The sequence below is a fragment of the Rhodoplanes sp. genome (assembly GCF_013377085.1).
Taxonomy (GTDB): domain Bacteria; phylum Pseudomonadota; class Alphaproteobacteria; order Rhizobiales; family Xanthobacteraceae; genus Rhodoplanes.
The window spans coordinates 1-21,151 of the sequence record NZ_JACAAX010000055.1; the positions used below are offsets into that span (position 1 = coordinate 1).

General features: G+C 69.0%; 14 protein-coding genes. 6 read left to right on the forward strand and 8 right to left on the reverse strand.

Annotated elements, in window-relative coordinates; translation table 11 throughout:
- Positions 1-947: 947 nt before the first annotated feature.
- From HXX10_RS26385 to lpxD, 3 genes are all read left to right on the forward strand, one after another.
- Entirely contained in the window at positions 948-2,858 is a 1,911-nt protein-coding gene (locus HXX10_RS26385) for a peptidoglycan DD-metalloendopeptidase family protein (RefSeq protein WP_296526304.1), read from the forward strand.
- A 213-nt stretch (positions 2,859-3,071) separates the two neighbouring features.
- Entirely contained in the window at positions 3,072-4,439 is a 1,368-nt protein-coding gene (locus HXX10_RS26390; RefSeq protein ID WP_296526305.1) for a nucleobase:cation symporter-2 family protein, read from the forward strand.
- A gap of 361 nt (positions 4,440-4,800) precedes the next feature.
- Positions 4,801-5,817 (forward strand): UDP-3-O-(3-hydroxymyristoyl)glucosamine N-acyltransferase, encoded by a 1,017-nt coding sequence (gene lpxD, locus HXX10_RS26395; RefSeq protein WP_296526306.1) that lies wholly within the window; start codon positions 4,801-4,803, stop codon positions 5,815-5,817.
- Positions 5,818-6,297: 480 nt separating this feature from the next.
- Here lpxD and clpB read toward each other — a convergent pair whose 3' ends face one another.
- Positions 6,298-8,895, reverse strand: a complete 2,598-nt coding sequence (gene clpB, locus HXX10_RS26400; RefSeq protein ID WP_296526307.1) for an ATP-dependent chaperone ClpB — start codon at positions 8,893-8,895, stop codon at positions 6,298-6,300.
- A 287-nt stretch (positions 8,896-9,182) separates the two neighbouring features.
- Between clpB and HXX10_RS26405 the strand changes: the two genes are divergently transcribed.
- A complete protein-coding gene (locus HXX10_RS26405) occupies positions 9,183-10,283 on the forward strand; it encodes an NAD(P)/FAD-dependent oxidoreductase (protein ID WP_296526308.1) in 1,101 nt (366 codons plus the stop codon).
- A 9-nt stretch (positions 10,284-10,292) separates the two neighbouring features.
- On the opposite strand, the gene HXX10_RS26410 is transcribed toward HXX10_RS26405, so the two are convergent.
- The 4 genes from HXX10_RS26410 to HXX10_RS26425 all read right to left on the reverse strand — a co-directional run bounded on the left by HXX10_RS26410 (position 10,293) and on the right by HXX10_RS26425 (position 14,007).
- A complete protein-coding gene (locus tag HXX10_RS26410) occupies positions 10,293-11,051 on the reverse strand; it encodes an SDR family NAD(P)-dependent oxidoreductase (RefSeq protein WP_296526309.1) in 759 nt (252 codons plus the stop codon).
- 31 nt (positions 11,052-11,082) lie between these two features.
- Positions 11,083-12,000: a dihydrodipicolinate synthase family protein gene (locus HXX10_RS26415; RefSeq protein WP_296526310.1), complete on the reverse strand. Its 918-nt coding sequence runs from the start codon at positions 11,998-12,000 to the stop codon at positions 11,083-11,085.
- Positions 12,001-12,013: 13 nt separating this feature from the next.
- Positions 12,014-12,928: a dihydrodipicolinate synthase family protein gene (locus tag HXX10_RS26420; RefSeq protein ID WP_296526311.1), complete on the reverse strand. Its 915-nt coding sequence runs from the start codon at positions 12,926-12,928 to the stop codon at positions 12,014-12,016.
- A 74-nt stretch (positions 12,929-13,002) separates the two neighbouring features.
- Positions 13,003-14,007: a tripartite tricarboxylate transporter substrate binding protein gene (locus tag HXX10_RS26425; protein ID WP_296526312.1), complete on the reverse strand. Its 1,005-nt coding sequence runs from the start codon at positions 14,005-14,007 to the stop codon at positions 13,003-13,005.
- A 181-nt stretch (positions 14,008-14,188) separates the two neighbouring features.
- On the opposite strand from HXX10_RS26425, the gene HXX10_RS26430 reads away from it, so the two are divergent.
- Positions 14,189-15,070: a LysR family transcriptional regulator gene (locus HXX10_RS26430; protein ID WP_296526313.1), complete on the forward strand. Its 882-nt coding sequence runs from the start codon at positions 14,189-14,191 to the stop codon at positions 15,068-15,070.
- A 40-nt stretch (positions 15,071-15,110) separates the two neighbouring features.
- Here HXX10_RS26430 and HXX10_RS26435 read toward each other — a convergent pair whose 3' ends face one another.
- Positions 15,111-16,448 (reverse strand): ArsB/NhaD family transporter, encoded by a 1,338-nt coding sequence (locus HXX10_RS26435; RefSeq protein ID WP_296526314.1) that lies wholly within the window; start codon positions 16,446-16,448, stop codon positions 15,111-15,113.
- A gap of 361 nt (positions 16,449-16,809) precedes the next feature.
- Here HXX10_RS26435 and HXX10_RS26440 point away from each other — a divergent pair, with 361 nt between their 5' ends.
- Positions 16,810-18,273 (forward strand): patatin-like phospholipase family protein, encoded by a 1,464-nt coding sequence (locus HXX10_RS26440; RefSeq protein WP_296526315.1) that lies wholly within the window; start codon positions 16,810-16,812, stop codon positions 18,271-18,273.
- 23 nt (positions 18,274-18,296) lie between these two features.
- Here the strand turns inward: HXX10_RS26440 and HXX10_RS26445 are convergent, their stop codons facing one another.
- Both HXX10_RS26445 and HXX10_RS26450 read right to left on the reverse strand, forming a co-directional pair.
- The gene (locus HXX10_RS26445; RefSeq protein WP_296526316.1) at positions 18,297-19,877 is read right to left on the reverse strand and encodes an amidohydrolase; all 1,581 of its coding nucleotides are present in this window, start codon (positions 19,875-19,877) and stop codon (positions 18,297-18,299) included.
- 164 nt (positions 19,878-20,041) lie between these two features.
- Positions 20,042-20,863, reverse strand: a complete 822-nt coding sequence (locus HXX10_RS26450; RefSeq protein WP_296526317.1) for an HTH domain-containing protein — start codon at positions 20,861-20,863, stop codon at positions 20,042-20,044.
- Positions 20,864-21,151 lie beyond the last annotated feature (288 nt).

Here is a 21,151-nt window from a genome sequence, read left to right on the forward strand (position 1 = left end):
GGCGGCGGCCCGTGATGACGCTTATATGCCCCCCGCAAACTCCGATGTCAACTGCGATTTCACGGAATTTTCGTCATCCGATTTTCCGCTGTGCTAACAATCTGTTGGGAGTCGGACAGCAAGGCTGACCGATAGCGGGGCCGCAACCCTTTGGGACGACCTAAATGGACTGGCGGCGCCCTCTGAGGAGGCCCCTGAACGGGCCGGACGATTTGGCGCCGCCACCGCGCCGGGCGCCGGCTGTGCCGGACGGCGGGCCCCGGCCGCGCGCCGGGGCCCGCCCTTCGCAGTTGCGAAGTTCGTCGAGCGGGTGCGGCCACCCCCGACGATGGCGCCGTATTGCTCCCGGCCGTCGTTTCGGCCCGGAACGCCGCGTCCCGCCGCGATCCGTTCGACGCCCTGCCGGCACGAGTCCGGCCGCCGGGCCTAGCCGGATGATCTCGTCGGCTTGGCGCCCCGACAGGTGTCCAGACAAGTCCGGCCTGCGGGACCGCCGATGCCCCTCCGATGCCGATTGCGACATCGCCGGCGGCCCGGGGGGCCATGTCGCCTGACGCGACCTCGCGGGGAGAGCACCGCTCCGGCACCGTCAGTCCGGCGATCGGACCGTCCGAAGCGAGGCGGCAGCCCAAAACTGTGTCGCCGGCGCACCACCGGCGCGGGTCTTTACCGAGGGCACGGGCGAAGCCCCAATGCGGCCACAAACGTCTGGCGATTGTGGCGGTTACGGGTAAAGGGTTCCATTCCGGGATCCGACGGCGTGAGACGACGCGCCGCCAGACGTCCGGGTCCGGGCCGCACGAGGCGGCGACGGCCGGGCGCGCACCGCCGGGGGGCGGTGCCGGATCGGGGATGGAGGACGGCTCGCCAGGGCCGTTCGACGAGGGGGAACCGGGGCAGTGGATCAAGGCAGGCCGCGCGGATCGTATCGGCCGGGACCGGGTTCCGTGGCCATCGATCTCGGCAACGAGCCGCCGCTGTCGGTCGACGGCGAGGTCGGCGAGCTCGACCGCCGCCGCATCTCGGTCCAGTGGTTCAGCGCCACCATTTTGACGGGTCTTTGCGGGGCTGCCCTGATGGGTGGCGCCGTGTTCGCGGCGCTCGACGGCGAGGCCAACTTCGCGGCCAGCCCGGAGCGCTTCGAGGCGGGCCTGCGCGGCACCCTCGGCAGCCAGGGCGAACGCACCGGCATGCGCAAGGGCGACCGTCTGCCGGCCGTCACCGAGTCGGTCGCGGCCCGCCAGGTCATCCGGGTCTCCACCACGGCCCGCATCGGTGACCGCGAGATGGTGCGAGTCCGGCCTTATGTGCGGGTCGGCGCCAACCTGTCGCTGTCGCTGAGCGAAGCCTCCGCCAGCATCCCGCCCTTCAACCCGCAGAAGCTGATCGCCGAGCCCGGCGCCAACGCATCGGCCAGCGAAGACTTGGCGAGCGCCGCCCCCGACGCCGAGGTCACCTATGTGACCCGCGACCTCGGCAGCGTCCTGCCGCGCGCCAAGATCGCCGTCTCGGTGCCGCTCGAGGACATTCTCGGCCGCGTGCGCGAGGCCGCCAACTGGACCGGCGCCGGCCAGACCCGCTACGCCTCGGCCGATCTCACCGGCGCCACCCGGCTCGCCTATGCGGTCGAAGGCGATATCGATCCCTATGCGGGCTTCGAGGCCCGCATCGTTCCCGAGAACATCACGCTGCTGCCGAAGACGGCCGCCCAGGCGACCGGCGGCGCGGCGGCGAACGAGCGCGTGCTGCCCGTCAAGAAGGGTGACACGGTCGGCTCGATCCTGCGCGAGCTCGGCGCCACGCCCGAAGAGATCAAGGCGATCGCCGCCCTGCTCGGGCCGCGCGGCCGCGACAGCGCCCTCAAGGAAGGCCAGAAGCTGCGGGTGCTGCTGTCGCCCGGAGCAGGCGGCCGTGCTCAACCGGCGCGAGTCGTTCTGATCGGCGAAACGGCCACCGAGGCCGTCGTCGCTCTTTCGGACCTTGGAAAATACGTATCCGTCGACGTCCAGAGCGCGATGACCCAGCAGGTCACCGAGGTCGAGGAGGACGACGACGGCACCGGCGTGCGCCTCTATCAGAGCCTCTACGAGACCTCGCTGCGCAACAACATCCCGCGCCCGGTCATCGAGGACCTGGTCCGCATCTACTCCTATGACGTCGATTTCCAGCGCAAGGCGCAGGCCGGCGACTCGTTCGAGGTGGTCTATGCCGGCGAGGACGATCCCGGCGGCAAGACCGAGGTTCTCTATGCCGGCCTGGTGGTCGGCGGCGAGGCGAAGAAGTTCTACCGCTACCAGGCCCCCGACGACGGCGTCGTCGACTATTACGACGAGACCGGCAAGAGCGCGAAGAAGTTCCTGGTTCGCAAGCCGGTCCCCAACGGCATCATGCGCTCGGGCTTCGGCTCGCGGCACCATCCGATCCTCGGCTACACCAAGATGCACACCGGCGTGGACTGGGCGGCCCCGATGGGCACGCCGATCTTCGCCTCCGGCAACGGCACGCTCGAGAAGGTCGGCTGGGAGTCGGGCTACGGCAAGTACATCCGCATCCGCCACGCCAACGGCTACGAGACCGCCTACGGACACATGACCGCCTATGCGCGCGGCATGGACATCGGCACCAAGGTCCGCCAGGGTCAGGTGATCGGCTTCGTCGGCTCGACCGGCCTGTCGACCGGTGCGCATCTCCACTACGAGATCCTGGTCAATGGCCGCCTGGTCGACCCGATGCGGGTGCGGCTGCCGCGCGGCCGCGTGCTCGACGGCCCGGCGCTGGCGAGCTTCGAGCGCGAGCGCGACCGGATCAACGGCATGATGGGCCAGAGCCCCGCCCGCGTCGCGCAGAGCAGCCGGTAAGGCCCTCTCCGTAAATTCTCGGACGCATCTGCTCCCAAAACATGATCATGCTCGCCCGCTCTGCCGCATCCTGCGGCGGACTGCTTAGCGCATGCGAACAGCGGCGCAGATTCTGCGCGACCGCGATCTGGCACATGCCGTGCCTGTCGCTTCGTCCGATGCCTTCAACGTGAGGGGGAGACCTTGCAGCGCGCCATCGATCCCGTCGAAGAAATGTTGCCCATTCCGCGGCTGCTCACGCTCGGGCTGCAGCACGTCCTGGTGATGTATGCGGGCGCCGTGGCGGTGCCGCTGATCATCGGCCGCGCCCTGAAGCTGCCCCCCGAGGATGTCGCGTTCCTGATCAGCGCCGACCTGTTCGCATGCGGCCTCGCCACGCTGGTGCAGTGCGTCGGCTTCCCCGGCGTCGGCATCCGACTGCCCGTCATGATGGGCGTCACCTTCGCCTCGGTCGGCCCCATGCTGGCGATGGCGGCCTCGCCCGACATCGGGCTCTTGGGCATCTACGGCTCGGTGATCGCGGCCGGCCTGTTCGGCATCCTGGTGGCGCCGTTCATCAGCCGGCTGCTGCCGCTGTTCCCGCCGGTCGTCACCGGCACCATCATCATGGTGATCGGCATTTCGCTGATGCGGGTCGGCATCAACTGGGCGGGCGGCGGCCTGCCCACCCTCACCCGCGTGGTCGACGGCGTGCCGGGCGCGTTCCCCAATCCAGGATACGGCCAGCTTCCGGGGCTCGGCATCGCGCTGTTCGTCATGCTGGTGATCCTGGCCCTGATCAAATGGGGCAAGGGCTTCCTGGCCAACATCGCCGTGCTGCTCGGCATCATCGCGGGGGCGGTCCTGGCGACCGCGCTCGGCGTGATGCATTTCGAGAAGGTGGTCTCGGCCGCCTGGGTGGACGTGGTGGTGCCGTTCCGATACGGCATGCCGCAGTTCCACCTCGTCCCCATCGTCACGATGTGCATCGTGATGATCGTCGTGATGATCGAGTCGCTCGGCATGTTCCTGGCGCTCGGCGAGATGACGGGCCGCACGATCGACCAGAAGGCGCTCTCCCGCGGCCTGCGCGCCGACGGCGTCGGCACGCTCCTGGGCGGCATCTTCAACACGTTCCCCTACACCTCGTTCTCGCAGAATGTCGGCCTGGTCGGGGTCACCGGCATTCGGTCGCGCTGGGTGACGGCGGCGGGCGGCGTCATCATGCTGCTGCTCGGCTTGCTGCCCAAGATGTCGGCGCTGGTCGAGGCGGTGCCGCAGGTCGTGCTCGGCGGCGCCGGCCTCGTCATGTTCGGCATGGTGGCGGCGACCGGCGCCCGCATCCTCACCGCGGTCGACTTCAAGGGCAACCGCTTCAACCTGTTCGTCGTCGCCTTGTCGGTCGGCTTCGGCATGATCCCGCTGGTGTCGCCGAACTTCTTCAAAGCGCTGCCGCACAGCCTGCACCCGCTGCTCGAGTCCGGCATCCTGCTCGCCGCCATCGTCTCGGTAGCGCTCAACGCCTTCTTCAACGGGATGGGCACCGCCGAGAAAGCCAAGACCGAGGCCGCCGGCGTGGCGGGAGCGGCCGAGCACGTGTGAAGGCACCGTCGAGGTTCGTCGACATCCACGGCGCCCCGCTTCGGCGGGGCGCCTTTTTTATTCACGCCTGCCGCATCGCGCGCACTTCGTCCAACGCTCCGAAGCTCTCGACGCCGTGGTCGTCGAGGGACCTGAACTGCGGAAACACGCGGCAAAGAACCCATCACGTCTCCGCCACGAAGGCCTGCCATACGAGCGTATCGGCGCCGAAGCGAGCCGATCCCTTCGATCCACATGCGAGTCCTGCGGACCGATACCGTGGCGCACGGCCCCGGTCGAACCGGCCGCGGCGCGAGGCTCGATCTCGCGCTTCCTCGGCTCGTTCGACTGCACCAGCAACATCTCGCGAAAGTGCGACAGCATGATCGATTCCGTCACCGGCGATCCCCGGTTCTTCGCAAGTAACGGACCGCATTCGCTGGCCGAGGTGGTGAAGGCAGCCGGCGGTGTCGCGCCGGAGCGCGACCTCCTGCTCGACGGGGTCGCACCCCTGCAGACGGCAGGTCCGACCGATGTGAGCTTTCTCACCAGCCGCCGCTATTTGTCCGAGCTCGAACTGACCAGTGCCGGCGCCGTGATCGTGCACTCCGACATGCACGAGCTCGTCCCGCGGTCTGCGGTTCCGATCCGGAGCGCCGATCCCTACGCGAGCTGGGCACGGGTCGCGGCCCTCTTCCATCCGTCGTCCCCGGTGTCTCCCGGCATCCATCCGAGCTCTGTCGTCGCCGAGAGCGCTGTCGTCGATCCGTCCGCCGAGATCGGGCCGCTCTGTGTCATCGAGAGCGGAGCGATCATCGGACCTTGCTGTCGGATCGGCCCATGCACGGTCATCGGCAGCGGCGTGGTCGTCGGCCGGGACAGCCGCATCGGGGCCAATGCCACGGTGAGCCACGCGCTGCTGGGCGAGCGCGTGTACGTCTATCCGGGAGCCAGGATCGGGCAGGAAGGCTTTGGATTTGCCATGGCGAAAGACGGCTTCCTGACCGTTCCCCAGCTCGGACGTGTCGTCATTCAGGACGACGTCGAGATCGGCGCCAACACGACGATCGACCGGGGATCCGCGCGAGACACCGTGATCGGAGCGGGATCGCGCCTCGATAACCTCGTGCAGATCGGCCACAACGTCACCCTCGGTCGATGTTGCGTGATCGTCGCTCAGGTGGGCATCTCGGGCTCGACGACCCTGGAGGATTTCGTGCAGGTCGGTGGCCAGGCGGCGTTCGCAGGGCACCTGCATGTCGGAACGAGCGCGCGAATCGGGGCCCAGGCCGGCGTCATCTCGAACGTTCCCGCGAATGCGAGCCTGCTGGGGAGCCCCGCCCAGCCGAAATGGGACTTCTTCCGCCAGATCGCCAACCTGAGGCGGACGACACGCTGACCACGTCGATCGTGAACAGGACCGCCGGACGGCACCGGATCGAGTCGGCGATAACAGATCGTAGATGGTCGCGCATGTCGGAGCATGGTCCTGCAACGCTCGCACCGCCGCGCGCCTCCACGACCTCCGCTCCGGTCGAGGCGTCGGCCCAGGACGCTGACGTGATCGTGCATAGTCGATCCACCCGGCCATGGCCGCGAAGCACAGCCGCGGCGTCCTGCCGATGGCATATTTCTGTCGGAGCTCGGCCTCCGATCTCGGCACGCTGAGCGAGGCGGATCACCGCAACGCGGCCGCGAAGGATGACTTCGAGCGAGCCGCCCGGATCGCCAGCGACCTTGCGGTTTTTCGCCTGCCCGTGAAGTCGCTGTCAGAACGACGGCGGCGTGAATGTCCCCCGACGAGTGCCCTGCCGCGCAATAAAAAGCGGCCGGGACACCGGGGCCCGACCGCTCTCCCATCGCAACAACTGCGACGACGTTACGCCGCCCGGGCCACCGTCTCGCCGTTGAAGGCTAGGCCGTTCTTGCCGGCCGTCACCTTCACGGCCTCCTCGTCCTTGATCTTGCCGGACAGGATCAGCTCGGCGAGCGGGTCCTGCAGGGCCTTCTGGATCGCCCGCTTGAGCGGCCGCGCCCCGTAGGCCGGGTCGTAGCCCTTGTCGGCGAGCCATTCCTTGGCGCGGGCGTCGAGCGTCAGCTTGATCTTGCGGTCGTCCAAAAGCTTCTGCAGCCGAACGAGCTGGATCTCGACGATCCGCCCCATCTGCTCGCGCTTGAGCCGGTGGAACAGGATGATCTCGTCGACGCGGTTGAGGAACTCGGGGCGGAACGACATCCGCACCACCGCCATCACCTGATCCTTGACGGCGTCCGAGTCCTCGCCCTCGGCCTGGTCGACCAGGAACTGCGAGCCGAGATTGGACGTCATGATGATCAGCGTGTTGCGAAAGTCGACGGTGCGGCCCTGCCCGTCGGTCAGGCGGCCGTCGTCCAAAACCTGCAGCAGCACGTTGAAGACGTCCGGATGCGCCTTCTCGATCTCGTCGAACAGGATCACCTGATAGGGCCGCCGCCGCACCGCTTCGGTCAGCGCCCCGCCCTCCTCGTAGCCGACATAGCCGGGCGGCGCGCCGATCAGCCGGGCGACCGAGTGCTTCTCCATGTATTCCGACATGTCGAGGCGCACCATCGCCTGCTCGTCGTCGAACAGGAACTCGGCCAAGGCCTTGGTCAGCTCGGTCTTGCCGACGCCGGTCGGACCCAGGAACATGAACGAGCCGATCGGCCGGTTCGGATCCTGCAGGCCGGCGCGGGCCCGGCGCACCGCGGTCGCCACCGCATGCACCGCCTCGGTCTGGCCGACGACGCGGCGGGCGAGGCTGTCCTCCATCTTGAGGAGCTTCGCCTTTTCGCCCTCCAGCATGCGGTCGACCGGCACGCCGGTCCAGCGCGACACCACCTGGGCGATATGGTCCGCCGTCACGGCCTCCTCGACCATGGCGCCGTTGGCTTCGGCCGCCTCGCTGGCGGCGAGCTTCCGCTCGATCTCCGGGATGCGGCCATAGGCGAGCTCGCCGGCGCGCTGGAACTCGCCGCGCCGTTGGGCGTTGGCCAGCTCGACGCGAAGCTGGTCGAGCTCGGTCTTCAGCTTCTGGGCGTCGGAGAGCTTTTCCTTCTCGGCCTTCCAGCGGCTGGTGAGATCGGCCGACTGCTTCTCCAGTGCGGCGAGCTCGGTCTCCAGCGCACCGAGCCGCGCACGAGATCCGGGATCGTGCTCCTTCTTGAGCGCCTCCTGCTCGATCTTCAGCCGGATGATCTCGCGGTCGATCGTGTCGAGCTCCTCGGGCTTGGAGTCGACTTGCATCTTCAGCCGCGCCGCCGCCTCGTCGACCAGGTCGATCGCCTTGTCGGGCAGGAAGCGGTCGGTGATGTAGCGGTTCGACAGGGTCGAGGCCGCGACGATCGCCGCATCGGTGATGCGCACGCCGTGATGGGCCTCGTACTTCTCCTTGAGCCCGCGAAGAATCGAGATGGTGTCCTCGACGGTCGGCTCGGCGACGAAGACGGGCTGGAACCGGCGGGCCAGCGCGGCGTCCTTCTCGACGTGCTTCTTGAACTCGTCGAGCGTGGTGGCGCCGATGCAGTGCAGCTCGCCGCGGGCGAGCGCGGGCTTCAAGAGGTTGGAGGCGTCCATCGCCCCCTCGGCCTTGCCGGCGCCGACCAGCGTGTGCATCTCGTCGATGAACAGGATGATGCCGCCGTCCGAGGAGGTGACCTCCTGCAGCACGGCCTTCAGGCGCTCCTCGAACTCGCCGCGATATTTTGCGCCCGCGATGAGCGCGCCCATGTCGAGGGCCAGGAGCTTCTTGTCGTGGAGGCTTTCGGGGACGTCGCCGTTGACGATGCGCTGCGCCAAGCCCTCGACGATCGCCGTCTTGCCGACGCCGGGCTCGCCGATCAGCACGGGGTTGTTCTTGGTCCGCCGCGACAGAACTTGAATCGTCCGGCGGATCTCCTCGTCGCGGCCGATGACCGGATCGATCTTGCCGTCGCGGGCCGCCTGGGTGAGGTCGCGCGCGTATTTCTTCAGCGCGTCATAGGCGTTCTCGGCCGAGCTCGAATCGGCGGTGCGGCCCTTGCGCAGCGCCTCGATGGCGGCGTTGAGGTTTTGCGGCGTCACGCCCGCCGCGGCGAGCGCCCGGCCCGCCTCGGTGTCCTTCTCGATCGCCAGAGCGAGCAGCAGCCGCTCGACCGTGACGAACGAGTCCTTGGCCTTCTCGGCCGCCTTCTCGGCGGTGTCGAACACCCGCGCCAGCGCCGGGTCGATATAGAGCTGGCCGGCGCCGCTGCCGGCGACCTTGGGCCGCTTCTTCAGCGCCCCTTCGACAGCCATGAGGACGTCGCGCGAGCGACCGCCGGCGCGGTCGATCAGCCCAGAGGCAAGGCCCTCCGGGTCGTCGAGCAGAACCTTGAGCATGTGCTCGGGGGCGAACTGCTGGTGCCCCTCGCGAAGAGCAAGCGATTGGGCCGATTGAACGAATCCGCGGGCCCGGTCGGTGTATTTGTCGAAATTCATGAACTTCTCCCTCGGCCTGGCCCGCCCGCCCCGAAGGCGCGAGGGGACCATCGTCACAGGGCGCGCAAGCGCGCCAATGTACCAAACGGCACGGCCCCGGAAGGCGCCGCACCTCTCGCAAGGAATGTGGGAACGGTCGGCCGGCGACGGTAGGGGGCTGCGAACAATCTCGCCGGCTCCCGCCGGCCCGAGACGCGTGGACGCCGGCGACGATTGCGGCCGCCCGGCCGGGATGTTAGCGGACGGGCCGGCCGCCACCCGCCGAAGGGTGCGGCGGGGAGGACCGCATGCAGGTTCTGGTGGTCGGCGCCGGGGTGATCGGGCTCGCGGTGGCGCGGGCGGCGGCGCTCGCCGGGCACGATGTGGTCGTCGCGGAAGCGGCCGGAGCCATCGGCACCGGCACGTCGTCGCGCAACAGCGAGGTGATCCACGCCGGCATCTACTACCCGCCCGGCTCGGTGCGGGCGTTCCACTGCGTGCGCGGCCGGCGGCTGCTCTACGCCTATGCGGACGCCCACGGCATCCCCCACCGCAAGTGCGGCAAGCTCCTGGTCGCCACCCGCGAGGCGGAGCTCGGGAAAATCGACATGCTGTGCGCCCAGGCCGCCAAGAACGGCGTCGAGGGTATGACCCTGCTGACCGCTGCCGAGGCCAAGCGGCTGGAGCCGGCGCTCGCCTGCGTCGCCGCCGCGCTGTCGCCGGAAACCGGCATCGTCGACAGCCACCGGCTCATGCTGGCGTTCCAGGGCGACCTCGAGGACGCCGGCGGCGCGGTCGCGTTCCGCACGCCGGTCGAGCGCATGTCGCACGGCGCGGCGGGGTGGGAGGTACGCTTCGGCGGTGCCGAGCCCGGCACCCTGACGGTCGACGCGGTCGTCAACGCCGCCGGCCTCGGCGCCCAGCGGCTGGCGCTGGCGACCGAGGGCTATCCGACCGAGCGCCTACCGCGGCTGGTGCTCTCCAAGGGAAACTACTTCCAATACACGGGCCGACCGGTGTTCTCCCGACTGATCTATCCGACCCCGGTCGAGGGCGGGCTCGGCACCCATGTCACGCTCGACCTCGCCGGCCGCATGCGGTTCGGGCCCGACGTCGAATGGATCGAGACCGAGAGCTACGACGTCGACCCGCGCCGGGCCGACGCTTTCTACGCCAGCATCCGCACCTATTTCCCGGCCCTGCCCGACGGCACGCTCACGCCCGACTATTGCGGCATCCGTCCCAAGCTGACCGGTCCGGGCGAGCCCGCCGCCGACTTCCTGATCGAGGGCCCGGCCGAGCACGGCCTGCCCGGCCTGGTCAACCTGTTCGGGATCGAGTCGCCCGGCCTCACCAGCGCGCTGTCGCTCGCCGACGACGTGGTGGGGCGGCTGGCGGACGCCCGCTGAACCGCGGCCTCAGACGACCGTCAGGCCGCCATCGATCACCAGGGTCTGGCCCGTGATCGACGCGGCGGCCGCACCCGCCAGGAAAACGACCGCGGCGGCGACCTCCTCGGCGGTGGCGAGGCGATGCAGGGGAATGCGCGTCAGCATCGCCGCCATATAGGCCGGATCCGTCCCGGTACCGGCCCGCGACGGCGACGGCGTATCGAGCCGGCCCGGCGCGATCGCATTGACCGTGATGCCGTGGTCGGCCCATTCGACCGCCAGCATCCGGGTCATCTGCAGCAGCCCCGCCTTGCTGATCCCGTAGACGGACCGCTCGCCGGCGCCGACCAGCCCGTGAACCGACGCGATGGTGACGATCCGGCCTCCGCTGGCCTGGGCGATCAGGTGTCGGCCGACCTGCTGGGTCAGGAAGAAGGTTCCCGTCAGATTGGCGCCGATCAGGTCGTCCCAATCCCGGCGGGTGACGTCGACCGCCTTCCGGCGGAGGTTCCGGCCCGCATTGTTGACCAGGAGGTCGATCCGGCCGAACTGCGCCAGGGCCGCCGGCACCACCGTGTCGATGCTGGCCTGCGACGCGAGGTCGAGCCCGACCGCGGCGACGGGTGCCATGTCCGCGAGCGACGCGACGGTCTCCCCAAGGTTCTCGGCACGCGTCGCGGTCAGCACCAGGGCGAAGCCGGCTTCTGCCAAGGCGCGCGCCGTGGCCGCTCCGACGCCGTAGGACGCGCCGGTGACGATCGCGACCGGCTTCTTCTGATCGTTCACCGCGCATCCTCCGTCGGGTCGGGCCGTCGGGTCAGAGCCAGTCTCGCGGCTCCGCGTCCAGGCTCTTGACGGCCGACAGGCTGGTCATCAACGACCGCGTCTGGGCCTCGTCGAGCGCCGGGAGCGGCGGGCGCGGTCGTCCGCAGTCCCGCCCCCTGCCCCGGGCCGCCGCCTTCACCCCGGCCGGCCCGAGGTCGCGAAGCGCCCTGAACAGGATCGCGGCATCTTCCTGCGCCGGCCGCGCCTCACGGAATTTTTCGGCCCGGCAGAGATCGTAGAGAGTGCGAACGAGCCGGGGTGCCACGCCGGAGAGCGAGGACAGCAGCCCGGTCGCGCCGATCGCACCGGCCGAGATCATGTATTCGGTGCCGGACACGAACTGGAAGTCCGGCCTGACCGCCCGCGCCACCGTCACCACCTCGATCATGTATTGCCAGTCGAGGCTCGAATCGATCAGCCCGGCGAAGGTCGGCAGCCGCTGGAGCAGGTCGACGACGGACTTGGGGGAGAACGTCACGTCGGCCATCTCGGTCGGTGCATTGTAGACCAGGAAGGGCAGCCCTGCCGCGGCGCCGATCGCCGCAAAGTGCTCGACCAGCATGGATTGCGGCGGCGTCCAGTAATACGGGACCGAGGCGATCACGGCCGCAGCGCCCGCCTCGCGGGCATGTGCGGCGAGCGACGCCGCGATGGCGGTGCCGGCCTCGCTGACATTGACGATCACGGGCACGCGGCCGCGCACCTGCGCGAGGGCGAACGCCAGCAGCGCCTTGCGCTCCTCGACCGAGAGACTGACCGACTCGCCGACATGCATCGGCAGCGCCAGGCCTTCGGCCCCGTGATGGAGATGGAAATCGATCAGCCGGGCATAACACGCGTAATCGATCGCGCGATCGCCCGTGAACGGAGTGAGTGGGGCATGAACCAGACCGAACCGGATTGCAGTCATGATCTGTCCTCTCTCACCAGCCGTGCGGCTCGGTCTCGACGATGCCGAGCTCGACGAGACGCTTCTCGATGAAGGCGATGCGCTCCGCCGAGGCGGTGGGCAGAGGCGGGCGGGTCGGACCGACCGAGCGTCCCATGATCACCATGCCGCCCTTGAGCGACGACGGATACTGATCGCGGAACAACTGCCAGAGCTGTGACAGCTTGTACTGGAGCTCGCGGGCGTGCGGCCAGTCGCCGGCCGCACAGGCCTCGTAGAGGGCGACGCAGAGATTGGGGCAGATGGCGCCGGCGGACGAATAGGAGCCGGCGCCCCCGAGCGCGACCGACGGCAGCAGATACTCGACCCCGGCGATCATGGCGAAGTCCGGCCGCAACGGCAGCGCCGCCCGCAAAATCTCGAAGAACTTCTCGCTGTCGAAGCTCGCGTCCTTCATGCCGATGAAGTTCGGCAGCCGCTCGATCAGGCGTGCGGTCAGCTCCCCGGTGAACTCGATCCCGTCGAGATAGCTCGGCGAGTTGTAGGCGATGAGCGGCAGGTCGATGGTGGTGCCGAGACGCACGAAATGCTCGTAGATGACCTCCGGCGGATACTTCCAGAAGTAGGGGGTGATCGCGATGATCGCATCGGCACCCGACTGCTGCGCGTGCCGGGCGAGGTCGAACGTGTCCTCGACCGCCAGCGCGCTGACATGGATGGAGACCGGGACCCGTCCGGCGACCGCCTTGATCGCCACCTCGGCCAGCGCCTTGCGCTCGGCGATGGTGAGATTGTGCGATTCGGCCTTGTGATGCGGCCAGGAGATCGCGGTGGCGCCGGTCCGAACGTGGAAGTCGACCAGGCGCTCGAACGTCTCGTAGTCGGGGCTGAAGTCGTCCTTCAGCGGCGTCACCGGGCTCTGCATCACGCCTCTGAGGACGAGCGTCATCTCTTCTCCTGTCTGTCTTGCGATCCGCGGCGATCGTTCGGCTCTCGGTTTCCGAGCCGCCGGCCGAACGGCCGTTACTCGGGCGCTATCCGTGCATCCTCGACCACCTTCCGCCAGCGCACGCCCTCCTCGCGGACGAACCGGGCATAGTCCTCCGGCGAGGGGCTGGGGTCTGGGGTCATGGCGAGGTCGGTGTACTGGGTTTTGACTTTCGGATCCTGCAAGGCGCGAACCACGGCGGCGTGGAGGGTCCGCACCGCCGCCGCCGGCGTTCCGGCCGGTGCCGCCAGTCCGAACCACTGAACCGCGTCGAAGCCCGGCAGCCCCGCTTCCGCCAGCGTGGGGATCTCCGGAGCCGCCGGCGACCGGGTCGCGCTGGTGACCCCGAACGCACGCAGGCGACCGGCCCGGATCTGCTCGAGCGCGATCGTCAGGTCCGGCACCATGAGGGAGGTCTGCCCCGAGATCACGTCGGTCAGGGCCGGCTGCGTGCCGCGATAGGGGACGTGCAGCAGCGACACCCCGGTGTCCTGCTGGAACAGCTCGACGATCAGATGCGACAGGCTGCCGGTGCCGCCCGACCCGAACGCGACCTTGCCGGGGCTCGCCTTGAGATAGGCGAGCAGCTCGCGCAGATCCTTCGCCGGCAGGGACGGATTGCCGACCAGGACCCCGGGCGCCGTCACGGTTCGGGAGATCATCGCGAAGTCGCGGTCGATGTCGTAAGGCACGGCCTTGAGCACGTAGGGATTGATGACGTGCGACGAGATCATGGCCAGCAGCGTGTAGCCGTCCGGCGGGGCCTTCGAAACAGCCTGCGCGCCGATATTGCCGCTCGCTCCCGGACGATTGTCGATCACGATGGCCTGCCCGAGAATCTCGCTCAGCTTGGGCGCCAGGATGCGCGCCTGCGTGTCGGTGCCGCCGCCGGGCGGCGACGGGACGATCAGCGTGACGATGCGGGTCGGATAGTCCGCCGCCTTGGCCGGCCGCCCGGCCAGGGCGGCAATGGTCGCCGCGAGTCCGGTCAGGACGCTCCTGCGCGTGCCCCTGCCTTCGAGCCTGAATGTCGATCGCATCTGCTTCCGCTCCCGGTTAGCGGCCCAGATCACGGATACGGCCGACGGGCGGGCCGTCCGGAGCCGAGTGATTGCGTACGGGACCAGACTAATGGATCCTGGCGACTTCGGATGCTTCACTGAGTTTCAACTGCAGCATTGACAATGAGGTCCTGCCATCGACCGCCTGCACGGCATCCTGGTGTTCCTGAGCGTGGTCGAGACCCGCAGCTTCAGCGAGACCGCTCGCGCCCTCGGCGTGACCACGTCCGCCGTGAGCGCGGCCGTGCTGCGGCTCGAGCAGAAGCTCGCCGTCCGGCTGCTGGAGCGCACCACAAGGCGCGTCGATCCGACCGCGGAAGGCCGTGAATTCTATCAGCGGTGCAAGCGGATCATCGCCGACCTGGAGCAGGCCGAGATCAGCGTCGCCGGAGCGGCACGCCTGCCGAGCGGTCGGCTGCGCATCGGCATGCCGGCGGCGCTCGCTCGTGTGTGCGTGATCCCGCATTTGCCGGACTTCACCCGCGCCTATCCGACCGTGTCGATCGAGATCGTGGTCGGGGACTTCCTTCCTGCCCTCAGTCGCGCCGGACTCGACGCGATCATCCATATCGGCGAGCTGCCGTCATCGAGCATGATCGTGCGAAAGCTCGCCTCGGTTGACTATGTGGTCTGCGCCTCGCCGCAATACCTGGCCGAGCACGGCGCGCCGCAGACTCCGGCCGATCTCGCGCGGCATGCGTGCCTGCGCTATCGCCGGCCGCGCAATGGACAGATTCGGACGTGGCTGTTCCGGAGCGGGGCGCCTCCCGATCTGCCGCTCGCAGCCAAGAGTCTCGTCATGAACAGCGGCGATGCGCTGGTCGCGGCCGCCAAGGCGGGGCTCGGCCTCGCCCAGGTCGCCGAGTACTACGCCAGAGCGGACTTCCGGAACGGCAGCCTGGTCGAGGTCATGGCGGATCAAAGGGCGCACGCCCACCACGTGTCGGTGGTGTTTCAGCAACGCAAGCGCATCGCGCCGCGGCTGCGCGTGTTCATCGACTTTCTGGTCGAGATATTCGAGTCTCCGGCCTGGCGCTGTTGAGCACCGGGCTGATGCGGTCGGGGACCGGCGGGGTCGCAGCTCAGAAATACCGCAGCCAGACGTAGACGTGGGCGATGGCGATCGACACCAGCATCATCGGGAAGGCGTAGAGCGTGTAGGTGACGAAGCGGAACGGCACGCCGTTGCGGTCGGCGATGCCGGCGACCGTCAGGTTGGCGGAGGCGCCGATCAGGGTGCCGTTGCCGCCGAGGCAAGCGCCGAGCGACAGGCACCACCACAGCGGCAGGATCGCATCGGGGCCGCCATAGGCCGGCGCCATGCTCTTGATCAGCGGAATCATGGTGGCGACGAACGGGATGTTGTCGACGATCGCCGAGAGGACCGCCGAGGCCCACAGGATGGCATAGCCGGCCGTCGCCATGTCGCCGCCGGTCGCCGCGACGAGCTTGTTGGCGAGCAGCGCCAGCAGGCCGCCGACCTCGACGCCGTGCACCACGATGAACAGGCCGACGAAAAAGAAGATGGTGATCCACTCGACGTCGCCGAAGGTCTTGTGGACGTTCTCGGACTGCCTCTCGGCGTGGTGCTGCCAGTTGTCGAGCAGCATCAGCACGGCGGCGCCGCCCATCGCGATGGTGGCCGGCTCGAGATGCAGCGGCCGGGCCAGCACGAAGCCGACGATGACGATCCCGAGCACCGCGAGCGACTGCTCGAGCAGGACCGGATCCTCGATCGCCGACCGCTCGTCCATGCCCATCACCAGTGCCTGCCGGGCCGGCGTCGATTTCAGCTCGCGTCCCCACAGCAGATGGATCATGACGAGCTGCGCGGCCATCACGACCACGATGACGGGCGCGAGATGGACCACGAAGGCGTTGAAGTCGAGGCCGGCGAGCGAACCGATCAGGATGTTGGGGGGATCGCCGATCAGGGTCGCGGTGCCGCCGATGTTGGAGGCGAACACCTCGGCGAACAGATACGGATAGGCCGGCACGTCGAGTTCGCGCACGATCGCGATGGTCACCGGCACGACGAGCAGCACCGTGGTGACGTTGTCAAGAAAGGCCGAGAGCACCGCCGTGGTGATCTGCAGCAGGATCAGGATCCCACCCGGATGCGCCTTGGCCTTCTTGGCGGCCCAGATGGCGAGATACTGGAACATGCCGGAGCGGCGGGAGATCGACACCAGGATCATCATCCCGGTCAGCAGCCCGATGGTGTTCCAGTCGACGCCCTTCAGGGCCTCGTGCTGGTCGAGCGCGCCCACCAGGATCATGACGGCGGCGCCGAGCAGGGCGACGATCGCCCGGTTCAGCTTGTCCCAGATGACGACCGCATAGGTCATCACCAGCACGGCGGTCGACACCACCATCGGGTCTAGTCCGAACCAGACGTTCGGAACGAAGCCGTGGTCCATGATTCCCCCAACCCGCTCACGAGTCGGCCTCGGCCATCGGCGCCGGCCCTAAGCCGCTCTGGACGCTCTTGAAAGGACGGATGCAAGTCAAGCGAACAACGTCGGCGCTCCCCGCGGCACAAGCCTTGCGACCATGCAGCCAGCGCACGGCACGGCCCGTGCGCCGACGTCCGTCGGACGGTGGTTGGCCCCTTTGGGGCAACCGTGACGCGCTCCGTCCCCGGTCCGCTCGCGGGGGTACCGCCCGGCCATGCCGACGCCGGTCGGGCTCGGTAAAGCCCTCGTAACCTCGATGGTGCCATATTGCATCGGTTTGTACGGACGTGGGCGCGCCGAGACCGCGGCCGGGAGAGTTGTTCCGATGAGTCCTCGTCGCGTCGCCGCGCTGGCCGTGCTGTGCGCCGCCCTGGTCGGGTGCGCCCACATCCAGAATCTGCCGGCCAACGTCCCGACCGCGACGCCGCTCCTCGGCGACGCCGGCCCGACCGAGTTTCCGTCCGACGACGACGTGATGATCGGCCTCGCATTTTCCGGCGGCGGCACGCGCGCCGCGGCGTTCTCGTTCGGCGTCCTCAAGGAGCTCGCCCGCACCGAGATGCCGTCCTCGGGTCACGCACGAACGCTGCTCGAGCGGGTCGACATCGTCACCGGGGTGTCCGGCGGCTCGGTCACGGCCGCCTATTTCGGCCTGCGGCGCCGCGCCGCGCTCGACGACTTCCGCGAACGGTTCCTGATCCAGGACGCCGAGGCGGCGCTCAACACCGCGGTCAGCTTCGGCAACATCGCCCGCGCCTTCGGCGGCGGCATCAACGGCGACATGCCGTTCCGCCGCTGGCTCGACGCCAACCTGTTCGGCGGCGCCACCTTCGGGGCCATGCTGGCGAACCGCCGCCCGCAGGTGGTGATCAATGCGAGCGACATCTACAACCGCACGCCCTTCGTGTTCAGCCCGACCACCTTCGCGGCGCTGTGCAGCGACATTTCGAGCTACCCGATCTCGGCCGCGGTCGCCGCCTCCGCGGCGGTGCCGCTCGCCTTCGCGCCGGTGGTGCTGGAGACCTTCCCGGACAAGTGCGACGCGCCGCTGCCGGCCTGGATGGCGCGCGCCCGCGACGACCCGACCGCGAGCCCGATGATGAAGGCGGTGGCGAACGGGATGACCCGCTATCGCGACGGCTCGATGCGCTACGTCAAGCTGGTCGACGGCGGCGTGGTCGACAATTTCGGCTTGTCGAGCTTCACGGTGGCCCGCGAGGCGGCGCAGACGCCCTACGGCCCGCTGACCGCAGCGCATGCCATCAAGATGCGCCGCATCCTGTTCATCGTCGTCGATTCCGAGCAGGCGACCGAAGGGACCTGGGCGCAGACGCTCGACGGCCCCACCGGCGTCGAGCTGATCGCGGCCTCCACCAACGCCGCCCTCGCCTCGAGCGTGTGGTCGGGCTACAGCGCCTTCCAGCTCAGCCTGCAGCAGTGGCGCGACAAGCTGATCCGCTGGCGCTGCGGCCTGTCGGCCGGCGAGGTGCAGCGGCTGCGCGGCACGACGGCCGGCTGGAACTGCCGCGACCTCGACGGCTTCATCGGCCGGGTCGCCTTCAACCAGCTCGATCCCGCCCGCGCCGCAGCCCTCAATGCGGTGCCGACCCGCTTCCGCCTGCCGGTCGAGCAGGTCGACGCCCTGATCAGCGCCGGCGGCGACGCGCTGGCCCAGCACCCGACCTACCGGGCCTTCCTCAAAAGCCTCGGCCGCCCCCCGCGCACCGTCGCGGCGACGGAGTCGATCGTCACCGCAGCAGAGCCGATCGTGCCGGCGGAGGCGCGGTAGACCCGGACCGAGCGGCCCCTCCCCTAAGACGGCCGGTAAAGCTGGTCGACGACCTCGCCGGTCCCGTCCCGCAGCAGCAGGTGTGCCGGAATGCCGTCGGGGCGGAGCCGTTCCTTGGGGATCGGCGAGACATAAGTGCGGCCGTCGACGCGATGGTCGAAATCCGCCCGCACGGCCTTGCGCAGGGCCGCATCCGTCATCAGGTCGAAGCCGACGCCGGCCATGACGCGCGCCGAGTCGAGCGACCCCTTGTCGCCGATCGACATGCCGCCGCAGGCCGTGACCGGCCAGGTGTGGAGCCCGACGCCCAGCGGCATCGTCGCCCAGCCGAACAGGCCGGTCGGCGTGTTGTAGCTGACGTCGCCCACGTCGGTGCCACCGCCGGTCGTCTTCTCCGGCAGCAGCGGCAGGATCGACGTCGCCATGCCGGCTTCGGGCAGTCCCATTTCCTTCTGGCAGGCGCGGGCGAAGCTCTGCTCCTGATCCGTCCAGGTCATGCCCACCGCTGTGAGATGGCGATGGATGTGCGAGGCCAGCGGCGCGTTGGGCAGCAGATCGTGGATCCCGAAGGTCAGATCGAACTCGGCCTTTGTCTCGGTCATCAGAGCCGCCCCCTCGGCGATCCGGCGGACCCAGGCGGTCATCGCCACGACCCGCTGGCGGTCGCTGTCGCGGATCGTCATCCACACCTCGGCATGGTCCGGCACCACGTTGGGGGCGACGCCCGCGGCCGTGAAGACGTAATGCAGCCGCGCCGTCGGCTGGATGTGCTCGCGCATGAAATTCACGCCGATGGCGAACAGCTCGGCGCCCTTCAGCGCGCTGCGTCCCTCCCACGGGGCGACGCCCGCATGGGCCGAGCGCCCGGTGAACCGGACGCGGAACATGTCGGCCGCCGCCGTGCGCAGCAGGCCCGTGCCGGTGACGGGCGTCGGATGCCAGGCGAGGCAGGCGTCGAGATCGCCAAACAGGCCGTCCCGCGCCATGTAGACCTTGACGCCCTCGGTCTCCTCGGCCGCGCAGCCGTAAACCCGGATGGTGCCCGGCGTCCCGGCGTCCGTCATCATCGTCTTCAGCGCGAAGGCCGCGCCCGTGCAGCCCGCGCCGAGCAGATTGTGGCCGCAGCCGTGGCCGACCGCGGCGCCGGTCGGCCCGGGGATTTGGCGCGGCTCCGCGGCATTGCCGAGACCGGGGAGCGCGTCGTATTCCGGCAAAAAGCCGATCTTGGCGCCGCCCGTCCCCTGCGCCCATTCGGCCACGAAAGCCGTGGGGGTTCCCGACGTGCCCGTGCTGACAATCCTGAAGCCCGCGGCGCGCAGCTCGCGCAGATGAATCTCCGAGGACTTCTCCTCCTTCAGCGACAACTCCGGCGTCGCCCACACCTCGCGCGAGATGCGCAGGACGGCGTCCTTCACCGACTCCACCGCTTTTCGCGCAGCGGCCGCGGACGGGGGCGGCGGAGCGGGCGGCTCCGCCGCGACGGCGGCCTGCGCCACGGCCGGGCCGGACGCGACCGACACCAGCGCCGGCGCGCTGCTCATCGCCAGGGACGCGGCCAGGAAATCACGACGCGCGAAACCGGAGGCAGTCTCATCGCCAGCCAAGATGCCACTCCTTCAGGACCAATGCCGATCGTTCTCCTGGCGCGGCATTGCGGCACCACCGCGACGATTCGCGCAACGATCCCCATAGCGACGGCCTTGTCGCCCTCGGTGTGCATCGCCGCCGGCCCTTGCTGGCTGGCGGATCGGCCGACGGTACGCCGGGCCTATGTCCCGCGGCGGCGGAGCGTAACCGCCGATGGCCGCGGCCCTGTGCGGGTTTGCTTTCGGTTTGCAACGGCGCGGCCCTTCGACGGGCTGCCGACCGTGTCGGCGGCGGTCAACTTTGCGGAAATGTCGGCCGCAACCCGCTTCACCACGGCCGACAGGCGTTCGATGTCCGCGCGCGCGCCGGGCTCGACGACCAGGCTCAGGCTCGCGAGGATCTGGTCTCCGCGCAGGATCGGAGCCGCAATGCCCACGCGGCTCTTGCCGATCTCCGATTTGGTGACGACAAAGCCGTCCTTGCGGATGTCCTGCAGCACGTCGCGGAACTGCTGCCACGACTCGATGCCCGAGGCGCGGATGGCGTGCTCGTTGCGCAAATAGATGCCACGCAGCACGCGATCCTGAAGGAAGGACAGCATGATCTTGGCCGGGGCGCCGCGAAACGGCGACATTCCGACACCGCGCTCGTAACTCGCCATGGGGCGTGAGGGCTCGCTCTCGAGGCTGTGAACGCACATGACGCAGTCGCGGAAGCGACGACACAGCAGCACTGCCGCTCTCCGACCGTAAGCGGCGAGCAGCTCCGCCATGCCGGGTGACGCGAAGCGAATCAACGGATCGCTCTGGCGGATGATCCGGTCGAACCGGATGAATGCGGGGCCGAGCACGTAGCCTTCCCCTGATCCGGGATCCAGAAAGCCGTTCTGCGTCAGCTCGGCGACCGTCCGATACGCGGTGCGGACCGACACGCCGAGCCTTTGCGCGATCTCTTCGACTGTCCAGACGGCATCGCCGGCCTCGAACAACTGAAGGACGGACAATACCTGACTCGGTCTGCGCATAGGTTTGGCCCATCGAGGGATTGCCGCCGTGATTAAAGAACACGACCGGGCCCGTCAAACGCCGTGATCATCGGGCCGCGCGGCGTGTCTCGTCTCCCGTCATCGATGGCCCGACGAGCCGCCGTGCGCGGAGAGCGTCCCACCCCGACAGCTCCACTCCGGCACACGCGGCGCCGCGGCGTGTTCCTTTGCTCGCCGGCAGGAGCGATTCTGATCCGTCTGCTGTCGCGGTCTGCTGTCGCGACTCGCGCAGGCGTGCCACGGCGC

What these genes read in the sequence shown, in the direction of transcription:
- clpB (WP_296526307.1), bottom strand. Translation starts at nt 8,895, where the DNA reads ATGAATTTCGACAAATACACCGACCGGGCCCGCGGATTCGTTCAATCG.
- HXX10_RS26440 (WP_296526315.1), top strand. Translation starts at nt 16,810, where the DNA reads ATGAGTCCTCGTCGCGTCGCCGCGCTGGCCGTGCTGTGCGCCGCCCTG.
- HXX10_RS26390 (WP_296526305.1), top strand. Translation starts at nt 3,072, where the DNA reads ATGTTGCCCATTCCGCGGCTGCTCACGCTCGGGCTGCAGCACGTCCTG.
- lpxD (WP_296526306.1), top strand. Translation starts at nt 4,801, where the DNA reads ATGATCGATTCCGTCACCGGCGATCCCCGGTTCTTCGCAAGTAACGGA.
- HXX10_RS26420 (WP_296526311.1), bottom strand. Translation starts at nt 12,928, where the DNA reads ATGACGCTCGTCCTCAGAGGCGTGATGCAGAGCCCGGTGACGCCGCTG.
- HXX10_RS26405 (WP_296526308.1), top strand. Translation starts at nt 9,183, where the DNA reads ATGCAGGTTCTGGTGGTCGGCGCCGGGGTGATCGGGCTCGCGGTGGCG.
- HXX10_RS26415 (WP_296526310.1), bottom strand. Translation starts at nt 12,000, where the DNA reads ATGACTGCAATCCGGTTCGGTCTGGTTCATGCCCCACTCACTCCGTTC.
- HXX10_RS26435 (WP_296526314.1), bottom strand. Translation starts at nt 16,448, where the DNA reads ATGGACCACGGCTTCGTTCCGAACGTCTGGTTCGGACTAGACCCGATG.
- HXX10_RS26425 (WP_296526312.1), bottom strand. Translation starts at nt 14,007, where the DNA reads ATGCGATCGACATTCAGGCTCGAAGGCAGGGGCACGCGCAGGAGCGTC.